The sequence below is a fragment of the Streptomyces sp. NBC_01808 genome (genome assembly GCF_035917395.1).
Classification (GTDB): domain Bacteria; phylum Actinomycetota; class Actinomycetes; order Streptomycetales; family Streptomycetaceae; genus Streptomyces.
In genome coordinates, this window is record NZ_CP109072.1 from 4,136,768 (window position 1) to 4,163,568 (window position 26,801).

Here is a 26,801-nt window from a genome sequence, read left to right on the forward strand (position 1 = left end):
GCGACCACGGCCGCGGTCACGGCCCGTGCCGGTCAGCGGTCGAAGTCCAGCTCCACCTGCTCGGTCACCGGGTGCGACTGACAGGCCAGCACGTAGCCGGCGGCCAGTTCGTCCGGCTCCAGCGCGTAGCTGCGGTCCATCCGGACCTCGCCGCGGACCAGGAACGCCCGGCACGTACCGCAGACGCCGCCCTTGCAGGCGTACGGGGCGTCCGGGCGGGCCCGTAGCACCGCGTCGAGCAGCTTCTCGCCCGGCCGCAGCGGCCAACTGCCGGAGCGGCCCGCGAGGGTGGCGGTCAGCGTGCTGTGCTCGGGCGCGGCGCCCGCGGGCTCGGGGGCCGGGGCGTCGTCGACGTGGAAGATCTCCTCGTGGATCCGGCGGCGGGGCACGCCGAGGCTGCGCAGCCCGCGCTCCGCCTGCTGGATCAGCCCGAAGGGCCCGCACAGGAACCAGCCCGCGACGTCCGCCACCGGCAGCAGCGCGGGCAGCAGCTCCGCCAGCCGCGCCGCGTCCAGCCGCCCGGCGGGCAGCCCGGCCTGTTGCTCCTCGCGGCTGAGCGACTGCACGATCTGGAGCCGGTCGGGATAGCGGTCCTTGAGGTCCGCGACCTCCTCCAGGAACATTACGGAGTCGGTCGACCGGTCGCTGCGGACGAGGCAGAAGCGGGCCCGCGGGTCGCGCCCGAGGAGGGTCGCGGCGATCGAGAGCACGGGTGTGATGCCGCTGCCGCCGACCACCGCGCCGTAGCGCCCGCCGGGGACGGGGGCGCCGCGCAGCCCGAAGCGGCCCGCGGGGGTGAGCACGGGCAGGGTCTCCCCCGGCGCGAGCCGCCGGTTGACGTACGGCGAGCAGGCGCCGTCGGCGACCTCGCGGACGCCGACGGTCAGCTCGGCGGGCCCGGGGTCCTCGGGGGAGCAGATCGAGTACGTCCGCCGGTCGCTGGCGCCGCCTTCGGTGCCGGTGGGGATCCGCAGGGCGACGTGCTGCCCGGCCCGGAAGCCGTACGCGGCGCGCAGCTCGGGCGGCACGGCGAAGGTCACGGCGACGGCGTCGTCCGTGAGACGGCGGATGTCGGCGACCTTGAGGTCGTGGAAGACGGCGTGCCCCCGGGGTGCGGCGGCGGAGGTCACGTCAGCTCCTTGAAGTGGTCGAAGGGCTCCAGGCAGGCGGTGCAGCGGCGGAGCGCCTTGCACGCGGTGGAGGAGAACGGCGACAGCAACTCGGTCTCGGCGGAGCCGCAGTGGGGACAGCGCAGGGGCTCCCCCGCGGCGGGGGCGGCGGGCCGCGGCGCCGGGCCGCGGCGGGGCCTCAGCGTGACCGGGACCGGCCCGGCGGGGCGCGTCGTACGGGGTGGGGCGATGCCCGACTCGGCGAGCTTGCGGCGGCCCTCCGGCGTGATGTCGTCCGTCGTCCACGGCGGCGCCAGCACCCGCCGTACCCGTACCTCCGCCATCCCGCCGCGCTCGCGCAGCACCTGCTCGATGTCCTCGGCCATGGACTCCACGGCCGGGCAGCCCGTGTACGTCGGCGTCAGCTCCACCTCCACCGCCGCCGCCCCGGTCCTGCGCACCCGGCGGACCACGCCCAGCTCCGCGAGCGTCAGCATGGGCAGCTCCGGGTCCGGCACGCTGCCGGCCAGCTCCCGCAGCCGCTCCTCCAGCGGGGTGTCCCGCGGGGTGTCCGTCACCATGACGCTCCCGGGTGGCTGCGGTGCAGATGCTGCATCTCCGCGAGCATCAGGCCGAACGGCTCCGTGTGCACGCCCTCGCGCCCGGCCCCGGCCGACCAGCCGGTGCCGCGCGGGCCCTCGGGCAGCGCGAGTGCGGCGCGCTCCAGCACGCCGCCCACGGTGGCCAGCCACGCCGCCTCCAGCCCGGCCCAGTCCACCGCCAGCCCCTCGACGGGCCTGAACAGCTCGCCCGTGTACCGCCAGAGCGCGTCGAGGCCCGCCCGCATCCGGGCGTGCGAGGTCTCCGTGCCCTCGCCGAGGCGCAGGGTCCACTGCTCGGCGTGGTCGCGGTGGTACGCGACCTCCTTGACCGCCTTCGCCGCGAGCGGCGCCAGGGGCGACAGCTCACCGCCGGCGGCCAACTGCCCGTAGAGCAGCTCCTGGTAGACGGAGAAGTACAACTGGCGGGCGATCGTGTGCGCGAAGTCGCCGTTCGGCTGCTCGACCAACTGCACGTTGCGAAAGGCGCGTTCCTCGCGGAGGAAGGCCAGCTCGTCCTCGTCGCCGACGAGGGAGAGCAGCGTGCGCGCCTGGCCGAGCAGGTCGAGCGCGATGTTCGCGAGGGCGACCTCCTCCTCCAGGACCGGCGCGTGGCCGGTCCACTCGGCGAGCCGGTGGGACAGCACGAGCGCGTCGTCCCCCAGCGCCAGCGCACCCGCGGCGGCAGCGGGGTCGAGGGGCGCCGGGTCGGCGGTGGCCGGATCCTGGGCGGTGCTCACAGGTTCCGCACCCCCTCCGGCAGCTCGTAGAACGTGGGGTGCCGGTACGGCTTGTCGGCGGCGGGGGCGAAGAACGGGTCCTTCTCGTCGGGCGAGGAGGCCGTGACCGCCGCGGACGGCACGACCCACACCGAGACGCCCTCCTGGCGGCGGGTGTAGAGATCGCGCGCGTTGCGCAGGGCCATCGCGGCGTCCGGGGCGTGCAGCGAGCCGGCGTGCACGTGCGACAGGCCGCGCCTGCTGCGTACGAACACCTCCCACAGCGGCCAGTCCCCTGCCGCCGCCTCTGCGGCGTCGGCCCCGGGGCCCGCCTCCGCGCCCGTACGACCCGGGCCCGCGCCCGGCTCCGTACCGCCACCGGCGGCCGGCGCGGTCATGCCGCCGCCTCCGCGGACTCCGCGGCGCGCGCCTGCTTCGCGGCGTACGCCGCGGCGGCGTCGCGCACCCACGCGCCGTCCTCGTGCGCCTGGCGCCTGCGGCCTATCCGCTGCTCGTTGCACGGCCCGTTCCCCCGGAGGACTTCCTTGAACTCCGTCCAGTCGATGGGCCCGAAGTCGTGCTGCCCCCGCTCCTCGTTCCACCGCAGGTCCGGGTCCGGGAGCGTGAGGCCCAGGATCTCGGCCTGCGGGACGCAGATGTCGACGAAGCGCTGGCGCAGCTCGTCGTTCGAGTGGCGCTTGATCTTCCAGGCCATGGACTGCGCCGAGTGCGCCGACTCGTCGTCGGGCGGGCCGAACATCATCAGCGAGGGCCACCACCAGCGGTCGACGGCGTCCTGCGCCATCGCGTGCTGCTCGGGGGTGCCGTGCGCGAGGGTGTGCAGCAGCTCGTACCCCTGGCGCTGGTGGAAGGACTCCTCCTTGCAGATGCGGACCATCGCGCGCGCGTACGGGCCGTAGGAGCAGCGGCACAGCGGCACCTGGTTGATGATCGCGGCGCCGTCCACGAGCCAGCCGATGGCGCCGACGTCGGCCCAGGTGAGCGTGGGGTAGTTGAAGATCGAGGAGTACTTCTGGCGGCCGGCGTGCAGCTTGTCCAGCAGCTCGTCCCGGCCGGTGCCCAGGGTCTCGGCGGCGCTGTAGAGATACAGGCCGTGGCCCGCCTCGTCCTGCACCTTGGCGAGCAGGATCGCCTTGCGGCGCAGGGAGGGGGCGCGCGTCAGCCAGTTCGCCTCCGGCTGCATGCCGATGATCTCGGAGTGCGCGTGCTGGGCGATCTGGCGCACGAGCGTCGCACGGTAGGCATCGGGCATCCAGTCGCGCGGCTCGATGCGCTCGTCCGCGGCGATCTTCGCCTCGAACGCGGCGGTGGCCTGCGGCGCGGCTTCCGCCGCCCCCGTGCCCGTACGGGATCGGGGATCCGGCTCGGCTCCCGGCCCGCGGCCTCTTTCGGTGATCGTCTCCGGCATCTCGGCTCCCGTGCCCTCCCTACCGACCGATCGTTCGGTTCTATGCTCCTTGCCCGGCCTTACCCTGTCAAGGTCGGTTTCTGCCCCCGCACGCTGCGCGGAGGCGGTCGGGGTGGGTAGCGTGCCGGTCCTAAGGACCGGAGGAGACGGGAGCCCGGGGGTTATGGAATCGCGCCAGCCGGACGAGAGCCGCGCCGGCATACCCGGCGACGGGGGCGTCACGGGGGCGGAAGCAGCGGCACCGGCGGAGCCCGCGGAGGGCGAGCCGGCGGCGGCGCCGCGGCCGGTGCTCGGCATCGCCGGGCTGTCGCCGCTCTCGCGGATCATCGTCGCCCTGGCGATCGCCGTGCTGGCCGGCGTCGTCACCGTGCACCTGGGCGCCGGCTTCCTGCACGTCGCCCCGGCCAACACGCTCAGCAAGAAGCACGACGAGACGATCGACCGCATCGTCTTCCCCGAGTTCGAGCAGAACTGGCGGCTCTTCGCGCCCAACCCGCTGCAGACCAACATCCATGTCGAGGTACGCGCCCAGTTGCGGATGCCCGGCGGCGACACCGAGGAGACCGGCTGGGTCGACCTCACCGCCATGGACCACGAGAACATCGAGGGCAACCCGGCCCCCAGCCACACCGTGCAGAACGAACTGCGCCGCGGCTGGGACTACTGGACCGACACCCACGACGAGGACAACCGCGCCATCTCCGACCGGGCCGACCTCGCCGAGGACTACGTCAAGCGCATCGTGATGCGGCGCCTGGGCCCGGTGCTGAACGAGGGCCGGGTCGAGAAGATCCAGCTCCGGCAGACCAGCCGCCGGATCGCGCCGCCGCCGTGGAGCAGCGAGCAGTGGGACACCGCGCCGGTCTACCGGGAGCTGCCGTGGTGGATCGTCACGGGGGAGGACCTGATGGAGAGCGACCGTGAGGTGTGGGAGGAGACCGCCCAGTGACCTCGGCACCGCACACACCCCCCACGCCCCCGGCGCCTCCCCCGCCCGCCGTGCCCCCGCACACGCCCCCCGCGCCCGGCGGACCGCCCACGCCCCCGAAGGTGCCCTCGGCGAGTGAGCTGCGCCGGCGCTTCGAGGACGCCCTCACCCGCGGCCTCGGCCACGTCACGACGCGGGCGCTCGGCCCGTATCAGACGGCCGTCGTGCGCATCGGCTTCGCGTTCACCTGGCTCTGCTTCCTGCTGCGCGAACTGCCGCACCGGCACGAGCTGTACGGTCCCGACGGGCCGTGGAGCTACGACCTCGGCAAGCGGCTGATCAGCCAGACCGACGCGTTCACGCTGCTGATGTGGACGCGCAGCGAGTTCTGGTTCGAGATCGTCTACCTGCTCGCCATCGTCGCCAGCGTGATGCTGCTGCTGGGGTGGCGGACGCGGACGGCGTCCGTGCTCTTCATGGTCGGCGTGCTGTCGCTCCAGAACCGCAGCATCTTCATGGGCGACGGCGGCGACAACGTCATCCACCTCATGGCCACGTACCTGGTGGTCACGCGCTGCGGCCAGGTGTGGTCGCTCGACGCGCGGCGGGCACGGCGGCAGGCGGCGCTGGGTACGGCCGCTCCCGCGCAGGACCGGGTCGGGACGGTGCTCTGGGCGGTGACCGGCGCCGCGCTGGCCGCCGCGACCGTGCTGGGGCAACTGACCTGGGGCTGGGCGCTGATCTTCTGGGGTCTGTGGGTCGCGCACGCGGTGTGGTGGGCGGCGCAGCGCGCCGGGTCCGCCGAGCCGCGGACGGTCTGCGACGTGCTGGCGAACCTCGCGCACAACGCCGGGCTGCTCGTGATCATGGCCCAGGTCTGCTACATCTACGCGACCGCCGGCTGGTACAAGGTCCAGGGCACCCGCTGGCAGGACGGCACCGCCGTCTACTACCCGCTCAAGCTGGACTACTTCACGCCCTGGCCGGGGCTCGCGGACATGATGGCGAGCAACGGGACCGTGATCATGCTGCTCGGCTACGGCACGGTCATCGTGCAGGTCGCCTTCCCGTTCACGCTCTTCAACCGGCGGCTGAAGAACGTGCTGCTGACCGTCATGATCATCGACCACGCGTCGATCGCCGTGATCATGGGGCTGCCGTTCTTCTCGGCGGCGATGATCTCGGCGGATCTGGTGTTCCTGCCGACGATCGCCCTGGTGTGGGCGGGTGCCAAGGTCACGGGGCTGAAGAACCTGCTCCTCGGCAGGCTGCCGGGCACGGCCCCGCCGGACGAGCACCCACCGCGGCAGCCGGCGGCCGAGGATCCCGACCCGGCGATCCCGGCCCAGGCGGACTCCCCGGAGGCACCCGCCGACGTCCGCGGGGCCTGAGGGGCCTGAGGTCGCGGACGGGCCGCGGGCCGCGACGCGTAGGCTCGGCGCATGAGCGCGGAGGTCGTACGGGAGTGGCGCGAGGCCGTCGCGGACGACCGTGCCGTACTGCTCGACGGCTTCCACGCCCTCAAGCACGCCCTGCGCTTCGGCGCCCGCGTCCGGATCGCCGTCACCGCCTCCCGCGCCGACGCCCGCGCGCTCGCCGGCGAACTGGCCCCCGACCTCGCCGACCGCCTCGACGCCCTGCTCGCCGAGGTGCCCGACCGGGAACTGCGCGAGCTGGTGCCCCGGCGGCACCCCACCGGCGTCGCCGCGCTGGCCGACCGGCCGGAACCGGCCGCCGTCCGCGCCGCGCTGCGCGCGCCCCGCTCCGCGCCGGTCGTCGTCCTCGACAATCCGCGCAACCTCGGCAACGTCGGCGCCGTCGTCCGCCTCGCCGCCGGCATGGGCGCCGCCGGCGTCGTCACCACCGGCGACGCCGACCCCTGGCACCCCAACGCCGTCCGCGGCGCCGCCGGGCTGCACTACGCCACCGCCGTCGCCCGCCTCCCGCTCGGCGACCTCCCCGACGCCGCCCCCGGCCCGCTCTACGCCCTCGACCCCGCCGGCGACGACCTGCGCACCCTGCGCCTGCCGCCCGGCGTGCTCCTCGCCTTCGGCTCCGAACGGCACGGCATCTCCCCGGCCCTGCGCACGCACGCGGACCGGCTCGTCTCGCTCCCGATGCGCCCGCAGGTCTCCAGCTACAACCTGGCCACCAGCGTCGCCATGACCCTCTACCACTGGTCCCAGACCGAGGGCCCGGACACCCCGGCCCACCGCTAGGCGTCCCGCCGCGAGGCCGCGGCCGGGCGTTGGGCGCGGACTGCGGAGCGGCCCGGCCATCGACTGACCGCGGGCGGCGCTACGCGGGGCGGCGGACCTCCACCATCCGGAAGCGGTTCGCCACGAACGCGCCGTCCGTCAGCGCCGCGTTCGCCGCCGGGTTGCCGCCCGAGCCGTGGAAGTCGGAGAAGGCCGCGGTCTGGTTCACGTACACCCCGCCGGTGAGGTTGAAGGACAACTGCGCCGGCTCCTCCAGGCACGCCTCCTCGATCTGCCGCTCCACCTCCGTCGACGTCGTGTACGCCCCGACCGTCATGGCGCCCTTCTCGCGGATCGTGCGCCGCAGCAACTCGACCGCGTCCCCCGTCGAGTCGACCGCGACCGCGAACGACACCGGGCCGAAGCACTCCTCCAGATACGCCGCCTCGGCCTCCGGCTTCGCGCCGTCGAGCTTGACGATCACCGGCGTACGCACCGTGGCGCCGGGGAACTCCGGGTGGACCACCGCCCGGGTGGCCAGGGCGACTTCGCCGAGTCCCGGGGCCGCCGCCAGCCGCTCCTGGACCCCCGGGTTGACGATCGCGCCGAGCAGCGCCGCCGCCCGCTCGTCGTCGCCGAGGAGCTTGTCGACCGCGGTGGCGAGGCCGGTGACCACCTCGTCATACGACTTGTGGCCCTGGTCGGTGTCGATGCCGTCGCGGGGGATCAGCAGGTTCTGCGGGGTGGTGCACATCTGGCCGCTGTACAGCGAGAGGGAGAAGGCGAGGTTGGCGAGCATGCCGCGGTAGTCGTCGGTGGAGTCGACCACGACCGTGTTGACCCCGGCCTTCTCCGTGTAGACCTGCGCCTGGCGGGCGTTCTCCTCCAGCCACTCGCCGAAGGCGGACGAGCCGGTGTAGTCCACGATCCTGATCTCGGGGCGCAGCGCCAGCGACTTGGCCACGCCCTCGCCGTCCCGCTCGGCGGTCAGGCACACCAGGTTCGGGTCGAAGCCGGCGTCCGTCAGCACCTCGCGGGCGACCTGCACCGTCAGCGCCAGCGGCAGCACGGCCCGCGGGTGCGGCTTGACCAGCACCGCGTTCCCCGTGGCCAGGGAGGCGAAGAGGCCGGGATAGCCGTTCCACGTCGGGAACGTGTGGCACCCGATGAGCAGCGCGACGCCGCGCGGCACGGCCGTGAACGTCTTGCGCAGGTGCAGCGGGTCCCGCTTGCCCTGCGGCTTGGACCACTCGGCGACCAGCGGCGTGCGGCTCTGCTCCGCGTAGGCGTACGCGACGGCCTCCAGGCCGCGGTCCTGCGCGTGCGGCCCGCCGGCCTGGAACGCCATCATGAACGCCTGGCCCGACGTGTGCATCACCGCATGCGCGAACTCGTGGGTGCGGGCGCTGATCCGGGCCAGGATCTCCAGGCACACCAGCGCGCGCAGCTCGGGTCCTGCCTCCCGCCACGCCCCCGTCGCCGCCCGCATCGCGGGCAGCAGCACGTCCGGGTCCGCGTGCGGATACGTGGTCCCCAGCTCCAGCCCGAACGGCGAGACCTCCTCCCCCGCCCAGCCGTCCGTGCCGGGCTGGCCGAGGTCGACGCGGGTGCCGCGCAGCGCCTCGAAGGCCGCCTGGCCGTCCGCGGGGGCGCTCTCGCCGTACGCCTTCGGGTGCTCGGGGTGCGGCGACCAGAAGGCGCGGGTGCGGATCGCGTCCAGCGCCTGGTCCAGGATCGGGCGGTGCTTCTCGGCGAGCGCGTCGGGCGTGAGGGGGGCGGGCATGCGGAACCAACTCCTCGTCGAGCTGGGCGGAAATCGGGCTTCGCGGCTAGAGTAACCGAATGATCGGTCGGGGCAAGAGAGGCTGTGGATAAGTGGCCGAGAGCAGGCGGACAGGCGCGCAGAGCGGCGCGAAACGGGACACGTACACCCCCGAGACGCTGCTCGCCGTGGCCGTCGAGGTCTTCCTGGAGCGGGGGTACGACGGGACCTCGATGGAACACCTCTCGCGCGCCGCGGGCATCTCCAAGTCCTCGATATACCACCACGTGCGCGGCAAGGAAGAGCTGCTGCACCGGGCGGTCAGCCGGGCGCTCGACGGCCTCTTCGGCGTCCTCGACGAGCCCGCCGCGCGCACCGGCCGGGCCGTGGACCGGCTGGAGGCCGTCGCCCGGGGTACGACCGCGGTGCTGATGGCGGAGCTGCCGTACGTGACGCTGCTGCTGCGCGTGCGCGGCAACACCGAGACGGAGCGCTGGGCGATGGAGCGCCGGCGCGAGTTCGACGCCCGGGTGGCGGCGCTGCTCAAGGAGGCGGTGGCGGACGGCGACCTGCGCGCCGACGTCGACGTCCGGCTGGCCACGCGGCTGCTCTTCGGCATGATCAACTCGATCGCGGAGTGGTACCGCCCCCGCGCGGGCAACGCCCACGACGACGCCGAGGTCACGGCGGCCGTGGTGACGCTGGCCTTCGCGGGCCTGCGGACCTGACGGCGGGCGGCCCGGCGGTACGGCGCCCCGGGGGGTATGCCCGACCCGCGCGGGCGGGCCCCGGGTGCGTACTCAGCTCAGCAGGTCGTTCTGCACGTCCGTCTCCTCGAAGACCAGCAGCGTGCGCGTCGACAGCACCTCCGGGATCGACTGGATCCGGGTCAGCACCAGGTCGCGCAGCGCGCGGTTGTCCTCCGTATGCACCAGCAGCAGCACGTCGAAGTCCCCGCCGACGAGCGCGATGTGCGCAGCGCCCGGCAGTTGTTCGAGCTGGCGGCGGGCGGTGCGCCAGGTGTTCTGGACGATCTTCAGCGTGATGTACGCGGACGTCCCCTGCCCCGCCCGCTCCTGGTCGATACGGGCGGCGAAGCCGCGGATCACGCCGTCGTCGATGAGGCGGTTGATCCGGGCGTAGGCGTTGGCGCGGGAGACGTGGACCTGCTCGGCCACGGAGCGTACGGAGGCGCGGCCGTCGGCGCGCAGAATGCGGACGATCTCGCGGTCGACGGAGTCCAGGCGGCGGGCCGGCGGGCGCGGCGCGGGCACCGCGGGGGCGGGGGCGGGCAGGTCCGGGGTGTCGTCTGCCAACTGTTCTTCCGCCATGCCGTACCGCCTCCCCTGTCTGGACGACCTGCTGGTATTGGAAGCTGTGCAGAACCGTTTGTCCACAGGCTGGGGTTCCCTGTAGCCAAAATGTGCCGTCAACCGAACAATCGGTAGGGAGTGCATGAGGACTCAGCCACGCCCACAAGGAGGTGGACGTCATGACGGTTCTTGAGCAGCCCGGCCGCGCCTACCACCCGGCGCCCCCGCCGGCCTGGAAGCCGCGTACGGAAGCGGCCCCCCTGCTGCCCGACCCCGAGCCGTACCGCGTGCTCGGCACCTCCGCGGCGGAGAAGGCCGACGCCGGACTGCTCCGCGAGCTGTACGGCTCGCTGGTCACCGGCCGGCGGTACAACGAACAGGCCACCACCCTGACCAAGCAGGGCCGCCTCGCCGTCTACCCGTCCACGACCGGCCAGGAAGCCTGCCAGGTCGCCGCCGCCCGTGCCCTGCGCCCGCAGGACTGGCTCTTCCCCAGCTACCGGGACACGCTCGCGGCCGTCGCCCGCGGCCTCGACCCCGTGCAGGCCCTCACCCTGCTCCGCGGCGACTGGCACACGGGGTACGACCCCGCGGAGCACCGCATCGCCCCTCTGTGCACCCCGCTCGCCACCCAGCTCCCGCACGCGGTCGGCCTCGCCCGCGCCGCGCAGCTCAAGGGTGACGACGTGGTCGCCCTCGCCATGGTCGGCGACGGCGGCACCAGCGAGGGCGACTTCCACGAGGCGCTGAACTTCGCGGCCGTCTGGCGCGCCCCCGTGGTCTTCCTGGTGCAGAACAACGGCTTCGCGATCTCCGTCCCCCTCGCCAAGCAGACCGCCGCCCCCTCCCTCGCCCACAAGGCCGTGGGGTACGGGATGCCGGGCCGCCTCATCGACGGCAACGACGCGGTCGCCGCGTACGAGGTCCTCACGGACGCCGTCGAGCGGGCCAGGGGCGGCGGCGGCCCGACGCTCGTCGAGGCCGTCACGTACCGCATGGACGCGCACACCAATGCCGACGACGCCACGCGGTACCGCACGGACAGCGAGGTCGAACCCTGGCGGGCGCACGACCCCATCGCGCTGCTGGAGGCCGAGCTGACCGGCCGCGGGCTGCTCGACGAGGCGGGCGCCGCCGAGGCCCGCGCGGCCGCGGAGAAACTGGCGGCGGGCATGCGTGAGCGGCTGCACGCCGACGCCGAGCTGGACCCGATGGACCTCTTCGCGCACGTCTACACCGAGCCGACCCAGCAGCTCCGCGCGCAGGAGAGCATGCTGCGCGCCGAGCTGGAGGCGGACCTCCAGGCCGAGGAGGACGAGCGATGACGACGACGGCAGTCGCCGGCACCGCCGCCGGACGCAAGCCCGCCACCATGGCGCAGGCCCTCACGCGCGCGATGCGCGACGCCATGGCCGCCGACCCCGCGGTCCACGTCATGGGCGAGGACGTCGGGCAGCTCGGCGGCGTCTTCCGCATCACCCAGGGCCTGGCGGAGGAGTTCGGCGAGGCCCGCTGCGCGGACACCCCGCTGGCCGAGGCCGGCATCCTCGGCACGGCGGTGGGGATGGCGATGTACGGGCTGCGGCCCGTGGTGGAGATGCAGTTCGACGCCTTCGGCTACCCGGCGTTCGAGCAGCTCGTCAGCCACGTCTCCCGGATGCGCAACCGCACCCGGGGCGCCACCCCGATGCCGCTGACCATCCGGGTCCCGTACGGCGGCGGCATCGGCGGCGTCGAGCACCACGGCGACTCCTCCGAGGCGTACTACATGGCGACCCCCGGGCTGCACGTGGTGACGCCCGGCACCGTCGCCGACGCCTACGGGCTGCTGCGCGCGGCCATCGCCTCCGACGACCCCGTGGTCTTCATGGAACCCAAGCGGCTCTACTGGTCGAAGGCCGGCTGGGACCCCGACCGTCCCGAGGAGGTGCCGGGCATCGGGCGCGCGGTGGTGCGCCGGCCTGGCACGACGGCGACGCTCGTGACGTACGGGCCGTCGGTGCCGGTCTGCCTGGAGGCTGCCGAGGTGGCGCGGGAGGAGGGCTGGGACCTGGAGGTCGTCGACCTGCGCTCCCTGGTGCCGTTCGACGAGGAGACGGTGACGGCGTCCGTGCGGCGCACGGGCCGGGCCGTCGTCGTCCACGAGTCGCCCGGCTTCGCCGGCCCCGGCGGCGAGATCGCCGCCCGCATCGGCGAGCGGTGCTTCCACTACCTGGAGGCGCCCGTGCTGCGCGTCGCCGGCCTCGACATCCCGTACCCGCCGCCGATGCTGGAGAAGCACCACCTGCCGGGCGTGGACCGCGTGCTGGACGCGGTGTCGCGGCTGCAGTGGGAGGCCGAGTGGACGGAGGGCGGCTGATGCCGGAGGTCCGCGAGTTCGCGCTGCCCGACCTGGGGGAGGGCCTGACGGAGGCGGAGATCGTCACCTGGCTGGTGGACGTCGGCGACGTCATCGCCGTCGACCAGCCGGTGGTCGAGGTGGAGACGGCCAAGGCGATGGTCGAGGTGCCGTGCCCCTACGGGGGCGTGGTCACCGCCCGCCACGGCGACCCGGGCACGGAGGTGCCGGTGGGGTCCGTGCTGGTCACGGTGGCGGTGGAGTCCGGCACCGGCACCGGGGGCGGGTCCGGGTCCGGGGCCGGTTCCGGTGGCGGATACCGGGACCGGATCGAGGACAGGATCCGCGGTGCCGGTGCCGGTGCCGGTGCCGGTGCCGGTGCGGCGGACGGTGGTCCGGCGGGCGCGGTCGACGGCGCACGGGTCGACGGCGCGGTGACCGACGCGCGGGCCGCGGCGGAGTTCGCCGGGGAGGAGACGGGCGGCTCGGGCAACGTCCTCGTCGGCTACGGCACGAGCGAGGGCGGTACGCGCCGCCGGCGGCGGAGTGCCGGTGCCGGGCGAACCGCCCTCGGCGGCGGCCCGGTTCGTCCCGGAGCGGGCGCACCGGCAGGGCGGGGCACGAAGGCGCCCGAGGTCCCGGCGGACGGACCGGTGGCGGTCATCTCGCCGCTGGTGCGGCGGATCGCCCGGGAGTCCGGGCTCGACCTGCGCGCGATCACCGGCAGCGGGCCGCACGGGCTGATCCTGCGCGCCGACGTCGAGGCCGCGGTACGGGCCGGGGCGCCCGCTGGGCGCGGTGCGGCCCCGGCTGCGGGACGTACGGCGGCCGGTGACACGGCAGTTGGCGCCGGGGCTCGTACTGCCGGTGCCGGGACGGCCGGGGGCGTGGCCGCCGGTGGCGGGCTCGCCGAGGGTGAGCGGGTGCCGTTGCGGGGAGTGCGCGGGGCCATCGCCGACAAGCTGTCGCGCAGTCGGCGGGAGATCCCCGATGTCACGTGCTGGGTGGACGCCGACGCGACGGAGTTGCTTGAGGCCCGGCGGGCGATGAACGCCGCGGCGGGGGACCGCCCCGCGGTGTCGCTGCTCGCGCTGCTCGGCCGCGTCTGCACCGCCGCGCTCGCGCGCTACCCCGAGTTGAACTCCACGGTCCAGGGCCGCGAGATAGTCCGGCTGCCCGCCGTCCACCTCGGCTTCGCCGCGCAGACGGACCGCGGGCTCGTCGTCCCGGTCGTACGCGACGCGCACGCGCTCTCCGCCGAGCGGCTCTCCGCGGAGATGGCGCGGCTGACGGAGGCGGCGCGGTCCGGCACGCTGACGCCCGCGGAGCTGACCGGCGGCACGTTCACGCTGAACAACTACGGCGTCTTCGGGGTCGACGGCTCGACCCCGATCCTCAACCACCCCGAGGCGGGCATGCTCGGCGTGGGGCGGATCGCGGAGAAGCCGTGGGTGCACGGCGGGGAGTTGGCGGTGCGGCGCGTGGTGGAGCTGTCGTTCACGTTCGACCACCGGGTGTGCGACGGCGGCACGGCGGGCGGCTTCCTGCGGTACGTGGCCGACTGCGTCGAGCATCCCGCGGTGCTGCTCAGGGCGCTCTAGCGGAACGGCGCGCGGCGGGTAGGGTCCCGTGCCATGGAGGAGTCCGGTGGTACGGGGTCCGGGGCGGTCGGGGCGTACGCCGCCGTCGTGCTCGCCGGAGGTGCCGCGCGGCGGCTCGGCGGGGTCGACAAGATGGCCCTGCGCGTCGGCGGGCGGACCCTGCTGGACCGGGTGTTGCGCGCGTGCCGCGGCGCCGGGCAGACCGTCGTCGTGGGGCCGCGGCGCCCCACGGTCCGCCCGGTGACGTGGACCCGCGAGGCGCCGCCCGGCGGCGGGCCCGTCGCCGCGCTGGCCGCCGCGCTGCCGCTGGTCTCCGCCGACACCGTCGTGCTGCTCTCCGCCGACCTGCCGTTCCTGGACGAGGGCACGGTCCGTACCCTCCGCGCATCGCTCGCGGCGGCCGGCGACGGCGTGGACGGGGCGATGTTCGTGGACGGCACCGGGCGCGACCAGCCGCTGGTCGCGGCGTACCGGGGCGAGTCGCTGCGGCGCGGCCTCGCGCTGCTCGCCGTCGAGTACGGAGGGGTCGCCGGACTGCCGCTCCGGATGCTCACCGGGGAGCTGACGCTCGTCCGGTCGGCATCCGGTGCCACGTTCGACTGCGACACCTGGGAAGATCTGGCCACGGCCAGGGACCGGATCAGGGAGCATGGGCACGTGCTGGATGAATGGCTCGCAGCGGTCAAGGAAGAACTCGGTCTCGACACCGAGGTGGACACCCGCGTCCTGCTCGACCTCGCGCGCGACGCCGCGCACGGAGTGGCGCGCCCCGCGGCGCCGTTGACGACGTTCCTCGTCGGCTACGCGGCGGGGCGGGCCGGCGGCGGCCCCGACGCGGTCGCGGAGGCGGCGCGCAAGGTCACGGCGCTGACGGAGCGGTGGGCGGAGGAGGCGGCCGACGAGGGCCGGTCGGACACATGACGTCTGGTCGGCGCGGCGACCGGCGCACCGCGGGGACGGGCGCAGGAGCCGGGAGCGGGAACGGGAGCGACGGCGAAACCGGGCCCCGCGGCGACGAGTTCGCGGACGCACTGGCGCTGGCGAACGACCGCCGAGACCTGGCCGCCACCTACGGCGACGCCTTCACCCTCGCCGACCCCCCGCCGTCCGCGGCTCCCGCGGGTCCGGCTGCTCCCGCTGCTCCCGCACGGCCGGGTACGTCCCGGGAGCGGGCGCGCACGGACGAGTTCGGCGACGCCCTGGCGCTCACGGACCGGGACGGCGCGGACGGCACGGACGGCGCTGCCGCGCGCGGTGCGACGGGTCGTCGCGCCGAGGGGCGTGCTGCCGGTGCACGTTCGGACCGTGGCGCCCGGGAGCGCCGGGACGGTTTCGCCGCGCCTTCTTCGCGTACGGGTTCGGGGCTCCGCCCCGAGGGACGCGGGACCGGCGGGGGCCGTGGGGGCGCCCCGGGCTCCGAGCCCGGCTCCCAGGGGCGCCGCGGCGGGCCGGGCGCCGGGGACGGACCTGCCGTGCCGGGCGCAGGGGCCGGCTCCGGGCGCCGCGGGGCTCGCGCGGCGCGTGAGGGCTCGGACCGCAACCCCCGGGAACCTGGCGGCGACTCCGCCCCGGGCTCTCCCCGTACGGGCCCGGGGCGGCGCCCCGAGGGGCGTGCGGGCTCCGACGGCGCCGGTGCGCCCACGGCGCGTACCGGATCGGGGCACGGTGGGGATCCACTGGACGTCGCCCTCGGGCTCGACGGGCGCGCCCGGCGGGAGCCGAGTGACCCGCGCGGGCTGTCCTGGGACGCCGCCCGCCGGGTCGCCGCGCGGTCCGGGCGGCGGCTGGGCGCCGTCGCGGTGCCGGTGGCCGGAGCGTACGGGCAGGTGCTCGCCGAGCCGCTCAGGGCGCTCGCCGACCTGCCCCCCTTCGACACCTCCGCCATGGACGGCTACGCCGTCGCGGGACCAGGCCCCTGGCGGCTCGACGCCGCAGGACAGGGCATCCTCGCCGGCCACGCCGCCCACCCCGCGCTGCCCGACGGCCACGCCGTACGCATCGCCACCGGCGCCCGCGTACCGCCCGGCGCCACCGGCGTCCTCCGCTCCGAGCACGCCGAACTCCGCGACGACGGCAGCCTCTACGCCACCGGGGCCACCGCCGCCCAGGACGTCCGCACCGGCCAGGACATCCGCCCCCGCGGCCAGGAGTGCCGTGCGGGCGTCGAGTTGCTGCCCGCCGGCGAGCGCGTCACCCCCGCCGTCCTCGGGCTCGCCGCCGCCGCGGGCCACGACGAGCTGCGCGTCGTCCGCCGCCCCCGCGTCGAGGTCCTCGTCCTCGGCGCCGAGTTGCTGCACCGCGGCCTGCCCCGCGAGGGCCGGATCCGCGACGCGCTCGGCCCGATGCTGGAGCCGTGGCTGCGCGCGTGCGGCGCCGAGCCGTTCGTCACCCGGCGCCTGGGGGACGACGCGGAGCTGCTGTACGAGGCCGTCGCCACGTCCACCGCCGACGTCGTCGTCACCACCGGCGGCACCGCCGCGGGCCCGGTCGACCACGTCCACGGGACCCTGCGCCGCCTCAAGGCGGACCTGGTCGTCGACGGCGTCGCGGTACGGCCAGGACACCCGATGCTGCTCGCGGTGCTGCCGACCGGTGCCCACGTCGTGGGGCTGCCCGGCAACCCGCTGGCGGCGGTCTCCGGGCTGCTCACGCTCGCCGAGCCGCTGGTGCGCGTGCTCGGCGGCGCGCCCGTGATGGAGCCGCCGGAGGCGGTGCTCACCGCGGATGCGAAGGGGCACCCGACCGACACCCGGCTGGTGCCGGTCGCCATAGAGCACGGCGGCGCGCACGCTCCCGCAGCGCACCGGCCCGCGCGTACCGAGCGCCCCGCGCCCGACGCGCCCACCGCGCAGATCCCGCCCCCGAGCGCCCAGCGCCCGGCACGTACCCCCGCGCGCGGCGCCCACGCCGCGCCCGTCCGCGCCGCGGCCTCCGGCGCCCCGTACCCCGCCGCGCGCCCCCTGCACTTCACGGGACCCGCCATGCTCCGCGGCCTCGCCGTGGCCGACGCCCTCGCCGTCGTCCCGCCGGGCGGCGCCCCCGCCGGCACTCCCGTACGCGTCCTCCGCCTCCCCTGGACCGCCGCCCCCGCGGCCGCGACCACCCCGGCAGGCCCCGCGTGAGATACCCCGACCAACGCGTCGCCCTGCCCCGCCGCCCCCGCGCCCCGCTGCGCCAGGTCGGCGGCCGCATCCTGGCCGCGCTCTTCGTCCTCGCCCTCGCCGTCTTCGTCGTCTACCTCGGCCGCGACGGCTACCACGACAACGCCGGCGGCAAGGTCGGCCTGCTGGACGCCGCGTACTACGCCACCGTCTCGCTCTCCACCACCGGCTACGGCGACATCGTCCCCGCCACCCCGGGCACCCGGCTCACCACGGTCCTCGTGGTGACCCCGCTGCGCGTGCTCTTCCTGATCATCCTCGTCGGTACCACCCTTGAGGTGCTCACCGAGCGCACCCGCCAGCAGTGGCGGCTCGATCGCTGGAGGTCCACGTTGCGCGATCACACCGTCATCGTCGGCTACGGCACGAAGGGCCGCTCCGCGCTGCAGACGCTGCGCGCGAAGGGGCTCGACAAGAGCCAGGTCGTGATCATCGACCCGAGCAGCAAGGTCATCGAGGCGGCCAACGCCGACGGCTTCGCCGGCGTCGTCGGCGACGCGACGCGCTCCGCCGTGCTGCTGCGCGCCGAGGGGCAGCGGGCCGCGCAGTTCGTCATCTCGCCGCAGCGCGACGACACGGCGGTGCTGGTGACGCTGACGGTCCGGCAGCTGAACCCGCGGGCCAAGATCGTGACGGCGGTGCGCGAGGAGGAGAACGCGCCGCTGCTGCGCCAGTCCGGCGCGGACGCGGTGATCACCAGCTCCAGCGCGGCGGGCCGGCTCCTCGGCCTGTCGGTGCTGAGCCCGAGCGCGGGCACGGTGCTGGAGGACCTGATCGTGCAGGGCTCGGGACTGGATCTCATCGAGCGCCCGGCGACCAAGGCGGAGTCGGGCCTCCACCCGCGCGAGACCGACGACTTGGTGGTGGCGGTCAAGCGCGGGCACCGGCTGATGGCGTACGACGATCCGGACGTCGGCCGACTGGAGATGACGGACCGTCTGATCACCATCAGCCGGGCCGAGGGACCTGCGACGACGCCGGAGAAGGAGCGCATAGTCACCCGCGAGGGTGGCTGGGACCTGGGCGGACGCCGCGACCGCGGCTACCGGGACTACGAGGACATCCGCGAACCCCGCGACTCCCGCGGCGCCAGGGGCTACGGCGCCTACGGGGAGTTGGGCGGCGCGGACCGGGACCGCGACCGGGACCGCGGCCGCGGCCGGAACCGGAACGGCGACGGCGGTCCGGGGGAGGACGGGGACGGCGCGGACGACGCGGAGTAGTAGCGTCCACTCCATGCATGCCATCACCATCTCAGAGCCAGGCGGCCCCGATTCGCTCGTCTGGGCCGAGGTCCCCGACCCCGTGCCGGCGGAAGGCGAAGTGCTGATCGAGGTGGCTGCCGCCGGCGTGAACCGCGCCGACGTGCTGCAGCGCCAGGGGTTCTACGAGCCGCCCGCCGGTGCGTCCCCGTACCCGGGACTGGAGTGCGCGGGACGCATCGCCGCGCTCGGCGCGGGCGTGGCCGGCTGGCAGGTCGGCGACGAGGTGTGCGCGCTGCTCGCCGGCGGCGGGTACGCGGAACTGGTCGCGGTGCCCGCCGGTCAACTGCTGCCCGTACCGCGCGGGCACGACGCCGTGACCGCCGCCGCGCTGCCCGAAGTGGCGTGCACGGTCTGGTCGAACGTGTTCATGATCGCCCATCTGCGCCCCGGCGAGACGCTGCTCGTGCACGGTGGCGGCAGCGGCATCGGCACGATGGCGGTGCAACTGGCCAAGGCGGTCGGCGCCCGGGTGGCGGTGACGGCGGGCAGCGTGGAGAAGCTGGAGTACTGCCGCGAGCTGGGCGCGGACGTGCTGATCAACTACCGCGAGCAGGACTTCGTCAAGGAGGTACGGGCCGCCACGGGCGGCGCGGGCGCGGACGTGATCCTGGACATCGTCGGGGCCGCGTATCTGGCGCAGAACGTGAAGGCGCTGGCGGTCAACGGCCGGATCGCGGTGATCGGGCTGCAGGGCGGCGCGAAGGGGGAGCTGAACCTCGGGGCGCTGCTGGCCAAGCGCGGGGCGATCACGGCGACCTCGCTGCGGGGGCGGCCGCCGGGCGAGAAGGCGGCGATCGTGGCGGCGGTACGGGAGCACGTGTGGCCGCTGGTGGAGGCGGACCGGGTGCGGCCGATCGTGGACCGGACGCTGCCGGTGCAGCAGGCGGGGGAGGCGCACCGGGTGATGGAGTCGAGCGCGCACGTGGGGAAGCTGCTGCTGACGACGTGAGGGACGGGCGGTGCGCCGTGCGGGTGGATACCCGTACGGCGCAGCCCCGAATGTCGGCTTTGTTGGGTTATGTGACTATGGTCACGTCAGCACTGCCGGCACGGAAGGGTCCCCGCCGTGGCTGCTCCCGCACGTCGCCTGCGCCTCGCGGCCGGGGTGGTGGCGGTGGTGCTGTGGCAGGGGGTGGTGGCGGGACAGGGGGTCGCGTACGGGGTGAGCAACGCGGCACCGACCGGAACCCGGCACGAGGCGACCCGGCCGGTCCCGGCGGGGCAGCCCGCCCGTCTCGCCGGCCCTCCGGCGAACGCCGCGGCCCTCCGCGGCCCCGCCGCACCGCCGCAGCGCCCCGGCACTACGGACGGACGCCCCGGCGCGACGGACGGCAGCCCTCGCGCGACTGACCCCCGCCCCGGCGCCACAGATGACCGACTCGGGTCCGCAGCCGACCGCCCCGGCGCCACGGATGACCGCGCCGGCTACGTAGCCGACCGCCCCGGCGCCACAGACGACCGCCCCGGTTCCCGAGCCGACCGCCCCGGCGCCACAGACGACCGCCCCGGCTACGTAGCCGACCGCCCCCGTGCCGCAGACGCCCCCCGCGGCTCCGCGGTGCGCCCCCCAGACGCCGACGGCGACCCCGACCGCCCCCGCCGCCCCGGCGGTCTCGCCGGCAACGGCGCCGGCGAAGGACGCCGCCACCCCGGTCGCCCCCACCCCGCTTCACCCCCCGGCGACGTCACCGCACCACCCCGCCCCGACCGCCCGAACCGCCCCGAGCCCCCCACCCCACCCCACCCCGGCGCCGACAGGCCCGCACCCCCGGACCCGCCCCGCCCCAAGCCCCCCGGCGCAGACCGCACCCCCCGCCCCGACCCCCCGGCACCGCGCGGGGACCGCCCGGACCGCCCGGACCGCCCGGACCGCCCGGACCGCCCGGACCGCCCGGACCGCCCCGACCGCCCTCCGCACTCCGACCGCTCCCCCGCACCCACCCCCACCCCCCACGGCAAGCGCCGCGACGCCGACCACCCCCGCGCCGAACCCGACCGCCCCCGCAGTCCCCGCCCCCGCGCCTCCGCCCCCGGCGCCCGCCCCGCGGACCCGGACCCCCCGCACTCCCGCCCCGGTCCTCCCCGCGCCCCCGCCCCGTACCGCAGCAGCAAACCCCCGGTCCCCGGCACCGACCACACCCCCGACCCGGCGCAGAGCCTCACCTTCGTCCCGGACGCCCAGGCCGACGCCGCCGAGCCCGCCCCGCGGCGCGGCTCCGGCACGGCCGACCGCGTACTGCCCCTCGGCACGGGCATGACCCTCATCGGCCTGGGCCTGGCGTACTTCGCCCTCCGCCTCCGCCGCCGCTGAACCCGCAGCCCGCAGCCCGCAGCCCGCAGCCCGGAGCCCGGAGCCCGGCCCTCAGCCCCCAGCCCTCAGCCCGCAGCCCGGAGCCAGGCCCTCGGCCCGGAGCCCTCAGCCCCGCAGCCCGCGACTACGCTGCCGGAATGGACCCGGCGAAACCCAGCAACGCGCAGGCCAACGCACCCGACAGCGAGCCCGGCGCACCCCACCGCACCACCCCCGCCGCTCCGGGCCCCGCGCCCGCCACCCCACCCGCCTCCCCGTCCGCCGCGCACGCCCCCACCCTCCTCACCGCCCCCGCCCTGGCCGCCACCCCCCACCTCGCCGCCGCGTTCCCCGCCGCCGCCCACCGCCTCCTCGCCGCCCTCGTCCGCGACGGTGCCGCGCTCGGCTGGGTCGAGCCGCCGTCCCCCGCCGACGTGGCCGCGCTCCTCGACGACGTGTCCGCCGCCGCCCGCGCGGGCGACGCCGCGCTGCGTGCCGCGTACCTCGGCGACCGGCTCCTCGGCCTCGGCTACTGGCTCCGCTACGCCCGCCCGACCCACCGCCCGCACGCCGACCTGGAGAAGCTCGCGGTGGCCGCCGAGGCGCACGGCCGCGGGGTCGGCCGGGCGCTGGCCGCCGCGCTGGTCGCCGACGCGCGGGCCGCCGGCATCGAGGTGCTGACCCTCGACGCCCGCGGCGACAACGCCCCCGCCCTGCGCCTCTACCGCTCGCTGGGCTTCACGGAGTACGGCAGGCTTCCCGGGTTCGTGGCCGTCGGGGAGCGCCGCTACGACAAGGTCTTCCACATGCTGGACCTCCGCCGTCCGCCGGGACCGCCGGCACCGCGGCGCGCCCGGCCCTCCGACCAGCGGCCACACCCGACCGGACCCGATCCGCCCCCGCCGCCCAAGATCCCGATAGCCCCGCCGCCGGGCTCGTGCGCGACAATGGCCCTATGAATACTCCGAGCAACGAGCGCCCGCCCGAGACCCCCCAGGTGGTGGTGGTCGGACCCGACGGCATGGCACGCGGGACCGTCGCGCCGGGCGACGGCGGCGCGGACGAGGAGGGCCGCGAGATCCCGCTGACCGACAAGGTCGAGCAGCCGGCGAAGGTCATGCGCATCGGCAGCATGATCAAGCAGTTGCTGGAGGAGGTGCGGGCCGCGCCCCTCGACGAGGCGAGCCGCGCCCGGCTGAAGGAGATCCACTCCAGTTCCGTGAAAGAGCTGGAGGACGGCCTTGCGCCCGACCTGATCGACGAGCTGGAGCGGCTCACGCTGCCGTTCACCGACGAGACCGTGCCCACGGAGGCGGAGCTGCGCATCGCGCAGGCGCAGTTGGTCGGCTGGCTCGAAGGGCTCTTCCACGGCATCCAGACGACGCTGTTCGCACAGCAGATGGCCGCGCGGGCGCAGTTGGAGCAGATGCGCCGGGCGCTGCCGGCCGGCGGCGGCCTCGGCGGCGACGACCAGGGCGAGATGGGCCCGGAGCACGGCCGCACCGGCGGCCCGTACCTCTGACGCGGAAGCCCCGGGCTCCCCACGGCACCGGGCCGGTTCGTACCACGGTACGAACCGGCCCGTAGCCCTGTGCGGGACGGGGAGGACTACTGCTTGTACCCCGTCGCGATGACCAGCTCCAGCTTGTCCTTCGACGGGTCGAAGTAGTCGTCGTACTCGTCGAAGTTCTGCTCCAGCACGGTGTCCTTGCCCCACAGCTCGTCGGGCTCCTCGTCCACCTCGTACGACCACTGCGCGGCGCGCAGGCACTCGCGCACCGACTGGTAGTCCTTGAAGGTGAAGTCCGGCACCCGGACCAGCTTCTCGTTCTGGGGGTCGGTCATCGGCTCCGTGCAGCGGGTCTTGTCGATCGTGCGGGAGCGGTCCGGCGGGATCATCTCGTTCTCGCCCTTGCCGCCGTCGCCCCCGCCGCCGCTGTCGTCGCCGGGGTCCGCGGTCGGGTCGGAGTCGGGGTCCTGCTGCGTCTGGCCGGTCGGCTTGGCCTCGGGATCGCCGTCGTCGCCGCCGTTGAGCGCGACGACGATGATGGCGGCCGCGATCACCGCGACGGCGATGACGACGGTCAGCCCTATGACCGCGACGTTCCGGTTCCCCTTGCCGCCGCCATGACCCCCGCCCGGCCCGCCCTGCGGGCTCAGCGAGTACGGCTGGGGCGTCGCGTACCCGCCGTGGGGCTGCTGCTGCTGCGGCTGCGGCGGGCCGAAGCCCTGCTGCTGCATCGGCTGGTACGGAGTGGGGGCGCCGGGCGGCGGCGAGTGGTACGGGTTGACGGGCGGGAACACCGCCGAGCCGACCCCCGCGCCCGAGTCGCGCGCGTGCGCCCCCGCGACGACGGACGGCATCGCGCCCGGCGGCGTCATGCCGCCCGCCCGGCGCACCTCCTCGCGCATCTCCTCGGCGCTGCGGAACCGTTCGCCGGGGTTCTTCGCCAGCGCCCGCGCCACCAGCGCGTCGACCACCGGCGGCACCGTCATGTTGATCGACGACGGCGCCGGCGGGGGCTCCTGCACATGCGCGTACGCGATGGCCAGCGGCGAGTCGGCGTCGAACGGCAGCCGGCCGGTCAGCAGCTCGAAGAGCATCACGCCCACCGAATACAGGTCGGAGCGGGCGTCGACGCCGCGGCCCAGGGCCTGTTCCGGGGAGAGGTACTGCGGGGTGCCGACGACCATGCCCGTCTGCGTCATCGACGTGACGCCCGACTGCACGGCGCGGGCGATGCCGAAGTCCATCACCTTGACCTGCTCGCGGCGCGTCATCATGACGTTCCCCGGCTTGATGTCGCGGTGGACGAGGCCCATCTCGTGGCTGGCGTCGAGCGCGGCCAGCACGTCCGAGACGATCCGCAGCGCCTTCTCCGTGGGCATCGCGCCGAACCGCGCCACGTCCTCGTCGAGCACCGAGCGCAGCGGGCGGCCCTCGACGTACTCCATGACGATGTACGGCACCGGCCCGCCGCCGTCGCCCGCGAAGCGGTCCTCGCCGGTGTCGAAGACGGAGACGACGTTCTGGTGCGACAGCCGGGCGACGGCCTGGGCCTCGCGGCGGAAGCGCTCGCGGAAGGAATCCTCGCGGCCCAGCTCCGTGTGGAGCGTCTTCACCGCGACCTGACGGTCGAGCACGGTGTCGTGGGCGAGGTGGACGGAGGCCATGCCGCCCGTGCCCAGCAGGTCGAGGAGCCGGTAGCGGCCCCCTCCCACGGATCGGCCGGCGTAGTCGTCCTGGCCGCCGTACTCGGTCATGCTGGATCTCCCCCGGGTGCCTGCCTGATGCTGAAAGTCTGCCTCAGGCAGAGGAGAGGTCAAGCGGGTTGCCCGTTCCGTGACCACCTGCCCCCTTGCACCGTCCCTTTGCGCCCCCTTTACCCACCCCTTTACCCACCGCGCACCGCGGCCCCTCGCGCCCCGCGCCCCGCGCACCCCTCCCCACCACCGGCCCCGTCCGGGATTTGCGTACGGACCCCCGGACCCGGTTGCATGTTCCGTTCAGCGGGATCCGGTGTGTCAGGGGCAGGAGGTAGCGTTCCCCGTAACCGGACAGACGACGGAACAACGACGAGACGACGACGAGACCAAACCACCGCGAGGAACTGATGTCACAGACGGAGCCCCCCGAGGAGCCGTCGGCGAACGGGCCGGGCCGCGGCGGTATGGCTGACTCTCCGGAGAACTGGGGGGTCGGCGGCCTCGTCGGAGACGGGCGCTACCGGCTGACCCGCCGCCTCGGCCGCGGCGGCATGGCCGAGGTCTTCGCCGCGGAGGACGTGCGCCTGGGCCGCGAGGTCGCGGTCAAGCTGCTGCGCAGCGACCTCGCCGAGGACCCGGTGTCCAAGGCCCGCTTCACGCGCGAGGCGCAGTCGGTCGCGGGCCTGAACCACCACGCGGTCGTCGCGGTGTACGACTCGGGGGAGGACCAGGTCGCCGGCAGCACCGTGCCGTACATCGTCATGGAGCTGGTCGAGGGCCGGACGATCAAGGAGCTGCTCACCGGCGCCGAGATCCCGCCGCCCGACCAGGCGCTGCTGATCATCTCGGGCGTGCTGGAGGCGCTGGCGTACAGCCATCAGCACAGCATCGTCCACCGCGACATCAAGCCCGCGAACGTCATCATCACCACCACGGGCGCCGTGAAGGTGATGGACTTCGGCATCGCCCGCGCGCTGCACGGCGCGGCCTCCACCATGACGCAGACCGGCATGGTCATGGGCACGCCCCAGTACCTCTCCCCCGAGCAGGCGCTCGGCCGGGCCGTCGACACCCGCTCCGACCTCTACGCGGTCGGCTGCCTGCTGTACGAGCTGCTGACCGGACGCCCGCCGTTCATCGGCGAGACCCCGCTGGCCGTGGTCTACCAGCACGCGCAGGACAACGCCGTGCCGCCGTCCCAGATCAGCGAGGACGCGCCGCCGGAGCTGGACGGCCTGGTGATGCGCGCGCTGGCCAAGGAGCCCGAGGACCGCTTCCAGACCGCCGACGAGATGCTCGGCCTCCTGCAGTACGCGCTGCGCATGCTGCGCGACGTCGGCCCGCACACCGGCACGTGGGACACCGGCGCCGTCGCCGTCGGCGGTACGCCGCCGATGGGCACCCCGGCCGTCGGCGCCACCGCGGCCACCGCGGCGCTCGCCTCCGCGGGCGGCGACACCCCGCCGCGGCTGCTGCGGGCCAGCGGCCCCGACGACGGCGGCTTCGAGCCCGGCCCGCGCCGGGCGGGCCGCGGGCGCGGCAGGATGTGGGCGATCGCGGCGCTGGCGGTGGTCGCCATAGTGCTGGGCGTGGCCTTCGCGCTGAGCGGCGGGGACGACGAGAACAAGAAGCAGGCGCCGCCGACGCCGACGAAGCAGGAGCCGAGTCCGACGAAGGACAAGGAGAAGGAGGAGGACTCGCCCTCGCCCACGGAGGAGGAGCCGACGTACCACGACGACGAGCCGACGTGGGAGGAGACCTCCGAGCCCCCGCCCACCACCTCGCCGACGGACAGCCCGACCGGCACCGGCAGCCCCACGGGATCGCCCAGCGAGCCGACCGACGACGTCGGCGGCAGCACGAGCGAGGGCAGCGGCAGCACGACCGAGAGCGGCGGCAGCACGACGGGCGAGACCACCGGGGAGACGACCGGCGAGACCACGGGCGAGACGAACGGGGAGACGACGGGCGAGGTCGAGGGCGGCGAGATCGGCGGCGAGGTCGTCGACGGGGGCCAGGCCAACGGCGGCTCCACCGGCACCGAAGGCTGAGGGGAGGGGGAGCCGCCCCTCCCGCCCCCGGCCGGGGGTGTCCTGCCCCCGGCCCTAGGGTCTGTCTTCAATCTCGCGTCGTTCGCCCGTAGGGCGGGCGGCGCAGACGGGAGATTGAAGACAGACCTCAGTCCTCCCGGTGCCTGTCCCGGTCGCTGCTGCCGCCCTGTTCCGCCTGGCGCCGGGCGACGTACGCCGCCGCCTGCGACCGGCGCTCCATGTTCAGCTTCGACAGCAGGCTGGACACGTAGTTCTTGATCGTCTTCTCGGCCAGGTGCAGCCGCTCGCCGATGGCCCGGTTCGTCAGCCCCTCGCCGATCAGGTCGAGGATCCGGCGCTCCTGGTCCGTCAGCCCGGCCAGCCGCTCGTCCTCCCGCCCGCGCCCGCCGGCGCGCAGCCGCTCCAGCACCCGCGCCGTCGCCACCGGGTCGAGCAGCGACCTGCCGGCGGCCACGTCCCGTACGGCGGTCAGCAGCTCGTTGCCGCGGATGGCCTTCAGCACGTACCCGGACGCGCCCGCCATGATCGCGTCGAAGAGGGCCTCGTCGTCGGCGAACGAGGTGAGCATGAGGCACTTGATGCTCTCGTCCCGGGAGCGGATCTCCCGGCAGACCTCGACGCCGCTGCCGTCGGGCAGCCGGACGTCCAGCACGGCCACGTCGGGCCGTACCGCGGGGATGCGGACGAGCGCGTCGGCCGCGGTGCCGGCCTCGCCGACGACCTCGATGTCCGGCTCGGCCTGAAGCATCTCGTGTACCCCCCGACGGACCACTTCGTGGTCATCGAGTAGGAATACGGTGATTTTTCCGTCTATGGCCACTTTCCCAGTCT

22 protein-coding genes and 2 pseudogenes are annotated in these 26,801 nt (G+C 75.1%); 15 read left to right on the forward strand and 9 right to left on the reverse strand.

Annotated features, from left to right (window positions below; genetic code table 11):
- Positions 1 to 32: 32 nt before the first annotated feature.
- The 5 genes from OG946_RS17985 to paaA are packed head-to-tail and all read right to left on the reverse strand — an operon-like array spanning position 33 to position 3,856.
- Positions 33 to 1,130: a 2Fe-2S iron-sulfur cluster-binding protein gene (locus OG946_RS17985; RefSeq protein WP_326797086.1), complete on the reverse strand. Its 1,098-nt coding sequence runs from the start codon at positions 1,128 to 1,130 to the stop codon at positions 33 to 35.
- Positions 1,127 to 1,690, reverse strand: coding sequence for a 1,2-phenylacetyl-CoA epoxidase subunit PaaD (paaD, locus tag OG946_RS17990; RefSeq protein ID WP_326797087.1), 564 nt, complete (start codon positions 1,688 to 1,690; stop codon positions 1,127 to 1,129). The genes OG946_RS17985 and paaD overlap by 4 nt, the downstream gene beginning before the upstream one ends.
- Entirely contained in the window at positions 1,684 to 2,448 is a 765-nt protein-coding gene (paaC, locus tag OG946_RS17995; protein ID WP_326797088.1) for a 1,2-phenylacetyl-CoA epoxidase subunit PaaC, read from the reverse strand. Before paaC ends, paaD begins: the two co-directional genes overlap by 7 nt.
- The gene (gene paaB, locus OG946_RS18000) at positions 2,445 to 2,825 is read right to left on the reverse strand and encodes a 1,2-phenylacetyl-CoA epoxidase subunit PaaB (RefSeq protein WP_326797089.1); all 381 of its coding nucleotides are present in this window, start codon (positions 2,823 to 2,825) and stop codon (positions 2,445 to 2,447) included. The genes paaC and paaB overlap by 4 nt, the downstream gene beginning before the upstream one ends.
- Positions 2,822 to 3,856 (reverse strand): 1,2-phenylacetyl-CoA epoxidase subunit PaaA, encoded by a 1,035-nt coding sequence (gene paaA / locus OG946_RS18005; RefSeq protein ID WP_326797090.1) that lies wholly within the window; start codon positions 3,854 to 3,856, stop codon positions 2,822 to 2,824. Before paaA ends, paaB begins: the two co-directional genes overlap by 4 nt.
- A gap of 163 nt (positions 3,857 to 4,019) precedes the next feature.
- Between paaA and OG946_RS18010 the strand changes: the two genes are divergently transcribed.
- From OG946_RS18010 to OG946_RS18020, 3 genes are read left to right on the forward strand one after another with little or no spacing between them, the layout of a single operon-like run.
- The gene (locus tag OG946_RS18010) at positions 4,020 to 4,805 is read left to right on the forward strand and encodes a DUF5819 family protein (RefSeq protein WP_326797091.1); all 786 of its coding nucleotides are present in this window, start codon (positions 4,020 to 4,022) and stop codon (positions 4,803 to 4,805) included.
- Positions 4,802 to 6,175: an HTTM domain-containing protein gene (locus OG946_RS18015; protein ID WP_326797092.1), complete on the forward strand. Its 1,374-nt coding sequence runs from the start codon at positions 4,802 to 4,804 to the stop codon at positions 6,173 to 6,175. The genes OG946_RS18010 and OG946_RS18015 overlap by 4 nt, the downstream gene beginning before the upstream one ends.
- 51 nt (positions 6,176 to 6,226) lie before the next feature.
- Entirely contained in the window at positions 6,227 to 7,003 is a 777-nt protein-coding gene (locus OG946_RS18020) for a TrmH family RNA methyltransferase (RefSeq protein ID WP_326797093.1), read from the forward strand.
- Between the two features lie 79 nt (positions 7,004 to 7,082).
- Here OG946_RS18020 and paaN read toward each other — a convergent pair whose 3' ends face one another.
- Positions 7,083 to 8,765, reverse strand: a complete 1,683-nt coding sequence (gene paaN, locus OG946_RS18025; protein WP_326797094.1) for a phenylacetic acid degradation protein PaaN — start codon at positions 8,763 to 8,765, stop codon at positions 7,083 to 7,085.
- A 92-nt stretch (positions 8,766 to 8,857) separates the two neighbouring features.
- Here paaN and OG946_RS18030 point away from each other — a divergent pair, with 92 nt between their 5' ends.
- Entirely contained in the window at positions 8,858 to 9,472 is a 615-nt protein-coding gene (locus OG946_RS18030; protein ID WP_047016838.1) for a TetR/AcrR family transcriptional regulator, read from the forward strand.
- A 72-nt stretch (positions 9,473 to 9,544) separates the two neighbouring features.
- Here the strand turns inward: OG946_RS18030 and OG946_RS18035 are convergent, their stop codons facing one another.
- Positions 9,545 to 10,075 carry an Lrp/AsnC family transcriptional regulator gene (locus OG946_RS18035; protein ID WP_125935953.1) on the reverse strand — a complete coding sequence of 177 codons (531 nt, stop codon included), beginning with the start codon at positions 10,073 to 10,075 and terminating at the stop codon, positions 9,545 to 9,547.
- A gap of 161 nt (positions 10,076 to 10,236) precedes the next feature.
- Here OG946_RS18035 and pdhA point away from each other — a divergent pair, with 161 nt between their 5' ends.
- From pdhA to OG946_RS18085, 10 genes and pseudogenes are all read left to right on the forward strand, one after another.
- The gene (pdhA, locus tag OG946_RS18040; RefSeq protein WP_326797095.1) at positions 10,237 to 11,382 is read left to right on the forward strand and encodes a pyruvate dehydrogenase (acetyl-transferring) E1 component subunit alpha; all 1,146 of its coding nucleotides are present in this window, start codon (positions 10,237 to 10,239) and stop codon (positions 11,380 to 11,382) included.
- On the forward strand, positions 11,379 to 12,416 hold the full coding sequence (locus OG946_RS18045; protein WP_326797096.1) for an alpha-ketoacid dehydrogenase subunit beta: 1,038 nt from the start codon (positions 11,379 to 11,381) through the stop codon (positions 12,414 to 12,416). Before pdhA ends, OG946_RS18045 begins: the two co-directional genes overlap by 4 nt.
- The gene (locus OG946_RS18050; protein WP_326797097.1) at positions 12,416 to 13,996 is read left to right on the forward strand and encodes a dihydrolipoamide acetyltransferase family protein; all 1,581 of its coding nucleotides are present in this window, start codon (positions 12,416 to 12,418) and stop codon (positions 13,994 to 13,996) included. The genes OG946_RS18045 and OG946_RS18050 overlap by 1 nt, the downstream gene beginning before the upstream one ends.
- 33 nt (positions 13,997 to 14,029) lie before the next feature.
- A complete protein-coding gene (locus tag OG946_RS18055) occupies positions 14,030 to 14,917 on the forward strand; it encodes a DUF6457 domain-containing protein (RefSeq protein WP_326797098.1) in 888 nt (295 codons plus the stop codon).
- A gap of 551 nt (positions 14,918 to 15,468) precedes the next feature.
- Positions 15,469 to 17,118 carry a molybdopterin molybdotransferase MoeA gene (locus tag OG946_RS18060; protein ID WP_326800295.1) on the forward strand — a complete coding sequence of 550 codons (1,650 nt, stop codon included), beginning with the start codon at positions 15,469 to 15,471 and terminating at the stop codon, positions 17,116 to 17,118.
- Positions 17,115 to 18,128: pseudogene (locus OG946_RS18065) on the forward strand (potassium channel family protein); the annotation flags it as partial. The gene OG946_RS18060 and the pseudogene OG946_RS18065, both read left to right, overlap by 4 nt.
- 265 nt (positions 18,129 to 18,393) lie before the next feature.
- Positions 18,394 to 19,371 carry an NAD(P)H-quinone oxidoreductase gene (locus OG946_RS18070; protein WP_047016845.1) on the forward strand — a complete coding sequence of 326 codons (978 nt, stop codon included), beginning with the start codon at positions 18,394 to 18,396 and terminating at the stop codon, positions 19,369 to 19,371.
- 117 nt (positions 19,372 to 19,488) lie between these two features.
- Positions 19,489 to 20,733 (forward strand): hypothetical protein, encoded by a 1,245-nt coding sequence (locus OG946_RS18075; protein ID WP_326797099.1) that lies wholly within the window; start codon positions 19,489 to 19,491, stop codon positions 20,731 to 20,733.
- A 137-nt stretch (positions 20,734 to 20,870) separates the two neighbouring features.
- A pseudogene (locus OG946_RS18080) lies at positions 20,871 to 21,548 on the forward strand (GNAT family N-acetyltransferase); the annotation flags it as partial.
- A gap of 119 nt (positions 21,549 to 21,667) precedes the next feature.
- Complete coding sequence (locus OG946_RS18085; protein ID WP_125935959.1) at positions 21,668 to 22,234, forward strand: bacterial proteasome activator family protein; 567 nt, start codon at positions 21,668 to 21,670, stop codon at positions 22,232 to 22,234.
- 86 nt (positions 22,235 to 22,320) lie between these two features.
- Here OG946_RS18085 and OG946_RS18090 read toward each other — a convergent pair whose 3' ends face one another.
- Complete coding sequence (locus tag OG946_RS18090; protein ID WP_326797100.1) at positions 22,321 to 23,976, reverse strand: protein kinase domain-containing protein; 1,656 nt, start codon at positions 23,974 to 23,976, stop codon at positions 22,321 to 22,323.
- Between the two features lie 350 nt (positions 23,977 to 24,326).
- Here OG946_RS18090 and OG946_RS18095 point away from each other — a divergent pair, with 350 nt between their 5' ends.
- Positions 24,327 to 25,970 (forward strand): protein kinase domain-containing protein, encoded by a 1,644-nt coding sequence (locus OG946_RS18095; protein ID WP_326797101.1) that lies wholly within the window; start codon positions 24,327 to 24,329, stop codon positions 25,968 to 25,970.
- 127 nt (positions 25,971 to 26,097) lie between these two features.
- Here OG946_RS18095 and OG946_RS18100 read toward each other — a convergent pair whose 3' ends face one another.
- A complete protein-coding gene (locus OG946_RS18100; RefSeq protein ID WP_326797102.1) occupies positions 26,098 to 26,790 on the reverse strand; it encodes a response regulator transcription factor in 693 nt (230 codons plus the stop codon).
- Positions 26,791 to 26,801 lie beyond the last annotated feature (11 nt).